The following is an 11212-nucleotide window of genomic DNA, read 5'->3' on the forward strand; positions in this document are numbered from 1 at the left end:
CCTTTGCCACTGCGCTAAACGGCTACAGATCTAGGCTAATTTTCTTAGCTATTTTTGTTTTTTTCTCGTTTGAACAATTGCTTAATTCGTTTTATCAGCCCTCCCTTTTTTGTTTCAGTAGACTCATCTTTTTTTGGATCTTGGTCTTGATTATCTATACTGTTATCCTGGTTAGCCATGTTGGCGAGATCCCCATTTTTTTCTTTGTCATACTTCTTATTGTTATTTATTATTTCTGGTGATGTTACCCTATTATCTTCTGATGGTGTTACCTGATTATCTGAGTTTTGACCATCCAGTTTGCTTTTTGTATTATTGTTGTTGGTTTGATTATTCCTCAAAAGTTTTTTTTGATGTGTTTGGCGTTGACCCTTTGGGGTCTCCTGTGTCTTATTTAGCTTACTGCCTTTACTCTGGCTATTTGGTTCACGCTTACCGCATTCATTGATCGCTCCGATAGGTATAAGCAGTAAAAGTATTATTTTTTTTATAGGTATTGACATATGTATGTTTGTTTTTTTTGTTTTTTGTTTGTTAAGTTAATTTAGGTTTTCTAAGGCTAATATAACTAAATGAACGGCTAAAAGCCACTTTTATGTTTTCTAAGCACTGTTTCTGAGGCTTTTCTTATTCCTAATAGCTTTGCTCCACAATTAATGGTAACAAAAAAAAAATAGTGTTCCAATTATTTAAGATAAAATAGTGTTACCGTGGTTGCTTTTGTATGGTTTAAGATTAGATCTCTTGAAAAAGCCATTTGTGATGACCAATTCTTAGGAGAAACGTAGTCGATCACCGCAGCATACCAAATGTATGTGAGGAGCATAGACAAGCTTCGATAAAATAAAGTGCTACTAGAAGTAGGTTTTCTATTTTCTATTAAATGGTTATGTCTGTTATTCTAATTACCGGTGCACAAGGTCAGTTAGGCATTGCTTTACAGGCTACCTTTCCAGCTCATTCTTTGTTTGTACCACTATTTTATAGTAAGTCCATGCTTGATATTACAGATGCAGATCAAATAGAGTCTTGCATTAAAGCACATGGGGTAAAATACATTATAAATTGTGCTGCCTATACTAATGTACGTTTGGCGGAACAAGAAGTAGCCACCTGCTTTCAGGTAAATAGGATAGGTGCGGGCTATTTGGCGGCATTAGCTGCAAAATACCATATTGTGCTTTTCCACCTTTCAACAGACTATGTTTTTGGCACCAATACAGGGCGTCCATTGGAGCCAAATGATCCCACGGATCCACTTAATCAATATGGTCGATCCAAGCGAGACGGAGAAGCATTAGTAGCAGCACGGGCTACTCATTTTTATATTATTCGAACGGCATGGTTGTATGGAGAAAAGGGGCATAATTTTTTTACGAAAATGGTTGCATTGGCGCAGAAAGGAAGCGCTATTCAAATGGTTGATGACCAAATAAGCAGCCCTACTTATGTTTATGATCTGGCAACAGCTATTTGGCAGATTATTGAAAAAATCGCTAAAAATAGTCCAGCATATTATCCTTCCGGTATCTACCATTATACGAATGAGGGGGTAGCCAGTTGGTATGATTTTGCTTATGCTATTCTAACAGCTTTTCCTAATAGTTGTTCTTTGACACCCCGATCCTCTTTTATGGAGCTGCAAAGGCCTTACTATAGTGTACTAAGCAAATCTTCCTTTCGCCAAGTATTTCAGATCAATATTCCCCACTGGCAACATAGTCTTTCTAGGTGCTTAAAAAGATGGCAAAGTCAATAGCGTTCTTGGAAAACCTAAAATAATAAGATTTATAGATCAATCAGGTCAAAAATCACAAGAAAGAGTTTCTATGCAGCCCTATGGCAGCAGTACACACAAAAAGTCAAAAACGCCCCTTGTAAAAAGTTGCGATTAGAAAGCACACACTTACATCTGAAGTAGAAAAACAGCCTGTTTGAAGCCCGCATAGCGGCCAAATTCTGTTTTTTCAGCTGTAAGAGGCGCTTTTCCGCAACTTTTTAGCCAGGGCTGGATTTTTTTGGCTACTTTTTCATCAAGCAAAAGGTAGTGTAAAAACTACTTATTTGCCAATGTCGTGAATAAAAATTTTTTCTTGATGTTGCTGATTTATAAGAAAACAGTTACTTTGGATTACTTAGCCCCTTCTTATACAAGATCCTGTATATCCGATTTAGCTAAACCAGTAAGTAGGATAATATCTTCTAGGGAATAACCATTTTTAAGCATAGATTGAGCTATTTCCATTTTCCCTTCTATTTTCCCTTCTAATCTCCCTTCTATTTTCCCTTCATTTTTAGCTTTTTCTATTGTATTAGCTTCTATTCTGAGCCATTTTAAGTGATCTTCGTAAGCCATTCTTTCCTCATCGGTAAAGTTCATGGTCTCTAAAACGTGTAAAGCCTTCTTGAGGGTATTATTATCTAAGCGTTCGGGTAAGTTGTCTTTATTAAGTAGATCATTTCTAGTCAGAAAAGCAGTCCAAATGTCTAGCGAATTTTTTATCTTCTGCAATAAACTGGTTAGATCTTCATTCGGATTGTTACTGAACTTACTGAGCTCTATAGTATGCAATTCTAGATCGGTAAAATAGGGTAGTCCACTCTCTTTTTCGGTGATATGGAATACGTTATGATACTTTTTATTATCTGTTATAGAAATAAAGTTAAGAATATGAATACCTATGGCTTTGTTTAAAGTAGAATAATTCTGTGAAACCTTTAATTGCTCTGTATACAATTTAGCCCAGTAATATAGGGCTCTTTTATCATAATCTGATTCATCCGTGATTTGGATTTCTATATTAAACCTTTTACCATTTTCTCCTACTGCTTTGATATCTAGTATAGAAAGTTTGTCGTTGCTAAAGCTTTTTGGGTTATAGGGGTTTAATAGAGTAACCTCTACTACTTGGTCTTCTGGCGAGACAGTAGCATTTATTAAGGCAATAAGTAGATCCTTATTTTCCTCTACACCAAATATTTTTTTGAAGGCGACATCTACTTTTGGAGTAATTTTTTCCATGTTTTATTCCTTTTTTTGAGGTATAAATGTTACGCCCTGCAAGATAGATAGTTTTTTTATTAAGTTACACGGTTTTTTTTGCTTGGTCAAAAAGTGGTATAAAAACTGCTTCGTATCACTAGTTTGAACAAACAATGGCGTGAACTTAAGGAAGTTATATATTTTTTTGAATGATAAACAATATGATGTATACTACTTTTTTCTTGATAAAACAGTGGACAAAAAATCAAGCCCTGGGTAAAAAGTCGCTGGAAGCGCCTCTTTAAAGCTGGAAAAACAGAACCTGCGCGCTACGCGGGCTTCGAAGAGGCTGCTTTTTTATTTCAGCTGCAAGATCTGCTTTCTGGTAGCAACTATTTTACAAGGGGCGTTTTATCTTTTTTTGGTATGCTGCCATGGGCCTGAATGTATACACCTCAAGCTTAAAGAACGATAGCAAAGAATGCTAACTAATATCTTAATATATTAATTTAAAACTAGACATTAAAATAAAGTATATAAAAAAAATAATCTAATCCCGAACTCACGTTAGTAGATAGGCCATAGGCGATTATAAGAAGGGATCAGGAAAGCGTAGTAAGGGAAATCTGTATGCTGCGTTTGATGAGGCGGGAGATGGAAACGGGGGTAAAACTACCGCGCCGTTTCTCGACCCTACCATTGTCTGTTCAACTTAGTAGTAAAAACAGAAACTGTTTCGGCCCGGACAGTTTCTGCGCTGCCTTACAAAAGTTATTAAACATACAACTATTTTTCTTCCCCACACCCCCTAATTCCTTTTAAAATGATTCCTTCTTGTAGCAGTTTATCTTCCTCATCTTGCATAGGTAGCTTTATCCTTATATCATTTAGATTAGGCGAACCTGCATTCACCCAAGCGGTTAACCAGAAGTTGCCTACTTCTATGATGGATTGTTTCAAACGTTCTTCAACTTGGCCTTGTAATGCTTGGTGGTAAGCGGTAGCAAAAGCAAGGGCGTATTGTTTTTTTAATAGATTGCTATCTTGTTCAAAGCTATACTTTTCTATAGCAGGGTATGTGAGTGAAAGTTGCTTTTCTAATGCTAATACTTTATCAACCAAAGCATGAGACTGTAGTACAATATTCCAGATATGGGTTAAGGGATCCTCGATATAAATGGCTTGACCTACAAAGAGATTATAGGTATCAAAAAATAAAAGAGGTAAGCGGGTTTCCCATAAAGCATGAATGCCTTCTTGACTCGTTATTTGTCCATTATAGTTTTGTGTAGTATGCAAAGGAACATGTGCATCGGCAACATAATGGCCTAAATCTGCTGAGAGTTTTAGAATTTTAGCTATATCTTTATCTTTGAAAGCAGTTGTTAGTGCTTTATGTACATCTAGTATAGCCCAAGGCAGACTGCCATGTGTCTCTAGTATTTTATGACCATATGTTGCTACAGCTTGGCTGAGCAAAAGCTTTTGCCTATCTACTAGGCTAGAGCGATAGATCTCAACATCTATAAAATGTTTTGAAGCTTCATCTTTGACTACATATCTACGTTTATCTGGATTTACAGATTTTTCGGTCAAGAATCTTAGATGCGTTTTATAAAAAGCAAACATAGCTGGTGGTAGCGTAGTAATAGCATACCGATTAATATGCTTGTGTGCAAAAAAACCCCAAGACCAAACTGGTGAGGGAAGCGCACAAAAGACCATGCCAAACAAATAAACTGTTTTAATATGTCGAAAAAAGTATTTCCCCATTCTCTGAACAAAAAAATGTTAATATATTCTTCCGATGGCAGAAGCTGTTGCCTATGGGATTTGAATTAAGTATCCTTCATTTTTAATTTCATATACGTTGAAAACAACCACTTTGTATCATTATCTACTGCCCTTTTTTTGGTCTATCTTTGGGCTGATTCCTTATGCAACAAAAGCTAATCAGGAAGATGCTACTAATATAAACACATTGTCCAGTACGGCAAAAGTCAATAAACATTGGTATCCTTATCCACGTTCTATACAATTGCGATCTGGATGTATGGTACATAAAAGAGATGAAAAACTATTAATACTCCTACCTACTACGATTGATTTAGACATTTTATTTCTTCATCCTTTTTTTGCTCGTCGGCTGGATGCCTACCCAAGAATTGGATTATCTTTTTTATTCCCATATACCTTTCAAAAAGAGCAAAAACTTAAATTTCCCAACATATGGGGTATTTTGGGGTATATAGAACTGTATGAATCTAATCCCAATCTGACTAGATGGGGGCACAGAATTAGTATAGGTGGAATCAAAAAGGGTGCATTGATGCTAGTGGATCCTCAACCAAATTATAGTGTTGTGGCAACAAAAGAAATTACTTACCACTGGTTGTTTGCACCTGCTTGGCAGCTTAATTTTGGCATAGGGTTATTGATTAATTGGTCGATTAAAACGATAAAGCGTAAACCCAATACAAATAGTATAAGTGAAATGGATCAGCTTGATAGCATGATTAAGCTATTAAATTCCGAGAATGATTCTAGTATCATAAAACTAGCCCCTTTAGCCACTGTAGGTATCCGGTATATAAGCCATGCAAATAATTTTTATAATCTGGTTATCAATCAAATTTATTATAAAAAACAAAAAAATAGTAGAGTAGATTGTAGTCTAATGGTTAATAATAGGTGGCTTCCAGCAACCCAAAAAAGCTATATGATTTTTAGGGGATCTTCATCATTAAGTTTTGCTATTAACCCTCATAACGGTCTAGTAGTTTCTCTAGAGTTAGGACGTAATAACTATAAAAAAACTTTATTAGCCAGCATGTTGGCAGCAGAAGGTATAGAGTTAACAGCTTTATTAGGTCATGAGATCCGTTATGGTCGTTGTTTATTGCAACTACAGCTAGGGTTTGAATTGACTGATTCAACAAAACTGACCCTGCAAGCTTCTGATGAACACAGTTTATCAAATGTATTGAGCAAACGTGGTAGTATGTCTATAAACATGCAATATATGTTTACAGACTATTTATTTGTGGGTATTAGCATGCGGTCCCAAGAACAACCTGGGCTTCGGTTGGGTATATCATTCTAATCACATGATTGAATCATATATAAAAAAGTAGTATCTTGCAGTAAACTTCTTTTAAAAAATCTATTCAAAACGATCAATACTGTAATATTTTAATACAATTAAATTTTTTATATGGCCAATCACAAATCAGCCGAGAAACGAATACGATCAAGCCGTACTAAATATCTGCGTAATCGTTATCAGCTAAAAACATGTAGAACCTTTATAAAAAGGGTTAGTAAGTTAACAGATAAAACCGCTGCAGAGCAGTTGTTACCTAAGGTTTTTTCTATGCTAGATAAGCTTGCAGCAAAAAATATAGTGCATAAAAATAAAAGTGCCCATAGTAAAGCTAGGCTTTCTAAACATGTAAATAGGTTAACTGCAGCTGTAGCCTAAATAGCTTAAGGGATATGGCACGGGAGATATATACAACACTTCCGCTCAAAATACATGACTGGGCACCAGAGGATCGACCAAGAGAAAAACTACTCCAAAAAGGCGCCGCTGGCTTAACGGATGCTGAGCTTTTAGCTGTTCTTATAGGCTCTGGTACCCGTAATATCAGCGTTGTAGCATTGGCACAACATATCTTAAAATCTAACGGAAATAGTCTTCAAGAACTGGCCAAGCGTTCTGTGCAGGAATTATGTCGATTTAAAGGTATAGGAGAAGCAAAAGCGGTCTCTATTGTTTGTGCTATGGAGCTTACGCGCAGGCGTGCTTGCGAGCCGGTCAACAACAGGGTATTGGTTAACAGTTCTTTTAAAGCTTATAAGCTGTTACAGCCAGATTTAACGGATAAATCTGTAGAAGAGTTTTGGGTCTTGTTACTCAATAGAGCCAATTATCTCATTAAAAAAATTAAAATCAGTAGTGGAGGTATAAGTAGAACAATTGTAGATGCTAAATTGTTATTTAGATTAGTCCTAGATCATCAGGCTGTTTCACTTATACTAGCACACAATCATCCTTCTGGTAATACTACGCCCAGTACTACTGATATCGACCTAACCAAATCTCTTAAAAATGCTGCGCAATTACTGGATGTAACGGTTCTAGATCATATTATATTTACAGACAGAAATTACTTTAGTTTTTCTGATGAAGGAATACTTTGACTTTATATATTCACAATAGGCCATTTGTAAAACCTATTTCTGATAAAGAATTTTTAAGAGAAGCGTAGTCGAGCGCTGCGGTATACTAAATGAATGTATTTGAGGCTTGTTTTAGGTGTATAATTGTTCAAATCAAATTATAAATATTTTGTCCTATAGATAAGTTGCTATCTTCTATCTATCTTTGTAAATAGTTAATCTCTCTACTTAGGCCTATTCCTTGTTTTTCAGACTAAAAATTCAATAATTCAGTAGGCCTCTCTTTTTTAGAGATTAGCTTTTTTGAAAAAACTAGTAACCTAGAAATCCATTAAATTATAAAAATTGCATGCAACCATTACGTAATATTGCTATTATAGCCCACGTAGACCACGGAAAAACAACTTTATTAGACAACTTATTAAAGCAAAGTGGAACATTTAGAGCCCATCAAGAAGTGGCCGACCGTGTTATGGATTCTAATGATTTAGAGCGTGAACGTGGTATTACGATTTTGGCTAAGTGTACCTCTTTGGTTTGGAAAGATACTCGCATTAATATTGTAGATACACCTGGTCATGCTGATTTTGGTGGAGAAGTAGAACGTATATTAAGTATGGTAGATGGCGTAGTCTTATTGGTGGATGCAGCGGAAGGAACTATGCCTCAAACTAAGTTCGTTTTAAGCAAAGCATTGAAGTTAGGCTTGCGTCCTATTGTAGTAGTCAATAAAATTGATCGTGCTGATGCACGTGTAGGAGAAGTTGAAGATGAAATATTAGAACTTTTTATGGCACTTGAAGCTACAGAAGCTCAATTTAACTTTCCTATTGCCTATGCTTCTGGAAGATCAGGTTGGGCCAGTAGGACATTAGATGGCCAGCGAAAAGATTTATCTCCTTTATTTGATTTAATTTTAGACCATGTATCTCCTCCAACGGTCGATCTAAATAGTGACTTTTCTATGCTTATCACGGCAAGGGAATATGACCCTTATCTAGGCCGCATGCTCACAGGTCGTATATTTACAGGTAGCTTAAAAGTACAACAACCTATAAAAGCACTTAACAAAGATGATACGGTAGTAGAAAATGGCAGGGTCACAAAAATTATGGCTTTCCGAGGCATGGACCGTATACCGATTGAAAGTGCAGATGCAGGTGATATTGTTTCTATTGCAGGCATGCAACAAGCTAACGTAGCTGATACGATTTGTGCACCTACGGTGATGAAAGCCATACCTTCCATTCCTATAGATCCCCCTACACTAGCTATAAACTTTTCTGTTAATGATTCTCCATTAGCCGGAACAGAGGGCAGTAAAGTCACCTTCAATGCTATACGTGATAGACTAATGCGTGAACTAGAATCTAATGTCTCGATTCAGGTAACAGGAAGCCCCAATAAAGACTCTTTTGAAGTAGCTGGGCGTGGTGAACTACAATTGGGTATTTTGATAGAAACGATGAGGAGAGAAGGATTTGAACTTTCTATTGGCAGACCACGTGTATTGATTAAATTAGGGTCTAATGGTGAAAAGTTAGAGCCACTAGAAGAAATCCAAATAGAATTAGATGATGCATTTTCAGGATCCGTTATCGAGTCTATGAGTTTACGTAAAGCAGAAATGCGAGATCTGCGTCCAATGGGAGGGGGTAAAACACGTATTATCTTTGTTGGGCCATCGCGCGGTTTAATTGGTTATTATGGAACGTTTCTTACTGAAACCAGGGGTACTGGTATTATGAATAGAACTTTTCATAGTTATGGCACCTACCGTGGAACAATTGCTGGCAGGCGTAATGGTGTACTTATTTCCATGGGCATGGGTGATGCGGTTGCCTATTCGCTTTTTAATTTAGCTGATCGAGGTAAAATGTTTATCAGTGCAGGTGAAAAAGTCTACGGTGGCATGATTGTAGGGGAACACAATAGAGATAATGATTTAGAAGTGAATGTATTAAAAGGGAAACAGCTTACGAATATGCGTGCATCAAGCTCAGATGAATCCATTCGGTTAAGTCCACCTGTTGTTATGACATTAGAAGAGGCCATTACCTACATAAAAGATGATGAACGGGTAGAAGTTACCCCAAAATCTATTCGTTTGCGAAAAGCTATATTAGATCCTAATGCGCGCAAAAGAGCGACTAAATCGCATCATTAACATACAGTATAGTTAGTTTACTTTTACTTAATTAATATTAATCATGAACGAAAAAGGAACTATATCGGTGCATACTGAGCATATCTTTCCGATTATTAAAAAATTTCTTTACTCTGATCAAGACATTTTCTTAAGGGAATTAGTGGCCAATGGTGTAGATGCTGTTCAAAAACTAAAAAAGCTAGGTGGCATGGGCTTTTATGAAGGCACTACAGATAAATTACAGGTAGAAGTACGCATTGATGCATCAGCCAAAACACTAACCATTAAAGACCAAGGATTAGGCATGACGGCTGATGAAATTAAACAATACATCAACCAAATTGCTTTTTCTGGTGCTGCTGCATTTGTAGAAAAATACAAAGAACAAGTAGATCAAAATCAATTCATTGGCTTTTTTGGCTTGGGCTTTTACTCAGCTTTTATGGTAGCTAAAAAAGTTGAAATTATTACAAAGTCTTATCAAGCGGGTGCTCAAGCAACCCATTGGAGTTGTGATGGGAGCACTAATTTTGAAATAAAGTTTACTGAAAAAGATGAAGTAGGAACAGAAGTTATTTTGCATCTTATGGAAGAGGCTGAAGAATTTTTGAAGCCAGAACGTATCCATGCAATATTAGATAAACATTGTCGCTTTTTACCCATAGAAATCATATTTGATCAAAAAGTGATCAATAATACCATGCCACTATGGATCAAACGGCCGGCAGACTTGCAGCCCGATGACTATCTTGCATTTTATAAAGAGCTTTATCCTTTTGCAGAGGAGCCACTTTTTTGGATTCATCTAAGCATTGATTATCCATTTACCTTAACAGGTGTACTTTATTTTCCTAAAGCAGCTAACTACTTTGAGCAAAAAGAAACCATTCAACTCTATGCAAGGCAAGTTTTTATTACCAATGATGTTAAAGAAGTGATTCCAGACTTTTTACGTTTGTTGCATGGTATTATTGATTCGCCTGACATACCGCTTAATGTATCTAGAAGTGCTTTACAGGCAGATAGTAATGTTAAAAAAATTAATACGTACATTGCTAAAAAAGTTGCAGAAAAACTGGAAACACTTTTCGCGCAAGATCGTAAAGCTTACCAAGCCAAATGGAATGATATTGCTCTTTTCATTAAGTATGGTATGATAACAGATCCTAAGTTTGATGAAAAGATAAGAGAGATTGTACTGCTGCAAAACACAATCGGCCAATATTATACCATAGCTGAATACAAAGATAAAATAACTGACCACCAAACTGATAAAGATGGTAACTTGATTTTGCTCTATACAACAGATCCTAACAAACATGCTACTTACTTACAATCAGCACAGCAAAAGGAATATGATGTATTGGTATTGAATAGCCAGATTGACACCAACTTTATCAATTTTCTGGAATATAAATTGGATAAGGTCAAATTCAAAGGTATTGAGACCGATACCATCGGTAATCTAGTTCCAAAGGAGGGGAGCATTACCCATACCCTTACAGAAGCGGAAAGAGAAAGTTTAAAAGCTATTTACGAAAAGATTATTGGTGTTCAGCAAACCACTTGGAGTGTAGCAGCCATGTTACCAGAAGAGCTACCTGTGGTCTTTATAACTTCCGAACATTTGAAACGTATGGCGCAATTTACACAAGGCAGTGAAGCTAAACAAAAGACATTTCGGTCTATGCAATTAGCTATTAACGGGAATCATCCTTTAGCAAAAAAAATCCTTACTACTCGTGACGAGGCTATGCAAAAAGGATTAGTAGAGCAGAGCTATCAATTGGCTTTATTGGCCCAAGGTCTGCTAGAAGGAGAATCATTGGCTGGGTTTATAAAAAATTATACAGACAGCTTATTAGATCAATAGTAGGCTAATCTGTAGTAGTTGATAT

At 36.3% G+C, this 11212-nt stretch carries 9 protein-coding genes; 6 read left to right on the plus strand and 3 right to left on the minus strand.

Annotated features, from left to right (window positions below):
• Window positions 1-44: 44 nt before the first annotated feature.
• On the minus strand, window positions 45-503 hold the full coding sequence (locus tag MUW74_RS01955; RefSeq protein WP_243517012.1) for a hypothetical protein: 459 nt from the start codon (window positions 501-503) through the stop codon (window positions 45-47).
• Between the two features lie 386 nt (window positions 504-889).
• On the opposite strand from MUW74_RS01955, the gene rfbD reads away from it, so the two are divergent.
• Window positions 890-1759: a dTDP-4-dehydrorhamnose reductase gene (gene rfbD, locus MUW74_RS01960; protein WP_243517010.1), complete on the plus strand. Its 870-nt coding sequence runs from the start codon at window positions 890-892 to the stop codon at window positions 1757-1759.
• A 387-nt stretch (window positions 1760-2146) separates the two neighbouring features.
• On the opposite strand, the gene MUW74_RS01965 is transcribed toward rfbD, so the two are convergent.
• Both MUW74_RS01965 and MUW74_RS01970 read right to left on the minus strand, forming a co-directional pair.
• Window positions 2147-3022, minus strand: coding sequence for an Rpn family recombination-promoting nuclease/putative transposase (locus MUW74_RS01965; protein ID WP_243517007.1), 876 nt, complete (start codon window positions 3020-3022; stop codon window positions 2147-2149).
• Window positions 3023-3769: 747 nt separating this feature from the next.
• Complete coding sequence (locus MUW74_RS01970) at window positions 3770-4756, minus strand: zinc dependent phospholipase C family protein (RefSeq protein ID WP_243553041.1); 987 nt, start codon at window positions 4754-4756, stop codon at window positions 3770-3772.
• Between the two features lie 97 nt (window positions 4757-4853).
• On the opposite strand from MUW74_RS01970, the gene MUW74_RS01975 reads away from it, so the two are divergent.
• From MUW74_RS01975 to htpG, 5 genes are all read left to right on the plus strand, one after another.
• Window positions 4854-6086, plus strand: a complete 1233-nt coding sequence (locus MUW74_RS01975) for a hypothetical protein (protein WP_243517001.1) — start codon at window positions 4854-4856, stop codon at window positions 6084-6086.
• 111 nt (window positions 6087-6197) lie between these two features.
• Window positions 6198-6464 (plus strand): 30S ribosomal protein S20, encoded by a 267-nt coding sequence (gene rpsT / locus MUW74_RS01980; RefSeq protein ID WP_243516997.1) that lies wholly within the window; start codon window positions 6198-6200, stop codon window positions 6462-6464.
• Window positions 6465-6478: 14 nt separating this feature from the next.
• Complete coding sequence (gene radC / locus MUW74_RS01985; protein WP_243018713.1) at window positions 6479-7186, plus strand: DNA repair protein RadC; 708 nt, start codon at window positions 6479-6481, stop codon at window positions 7184-7186.
• 328 nt (window positions 7187-7514) lie between these two features.
• Window positions 7515-9332: a translational GTPase TypA gene (typA, locus tag MUW74_RS01990; RefSeq protein ID WP_243516994.1), complete on the plus strand. Its 1818-nt coding sequence runs from the start codon at window positions 7515-7517 to the stop codon at window positions 9330-9332.
• Between the two features lie 43 nt (window positions 9333-9375).
• Window positions 9376-11187, plus strand: coding sequence for a molecular chaperone HtpG (gene htpG / locus MUW74_RS01995; RefSeq protein ID WP_243516992.1), 1812 nt, complete (start codon window positions 9376-9378; stop codon window positions 11185-11187).
• The last annotated feature ends 25 nt before the right edge of the window (window positions 11188-11212 follow it).

The sequence above is a fragment of the Candidatus Cardinium sp. cBcalN2 genome, assembly GCF_022810445.1.
Lineage (GTDB): Bacteria > Bacteroidota > Bacteroidia > Cytophagales > Amoebophilaceae > Cardinium.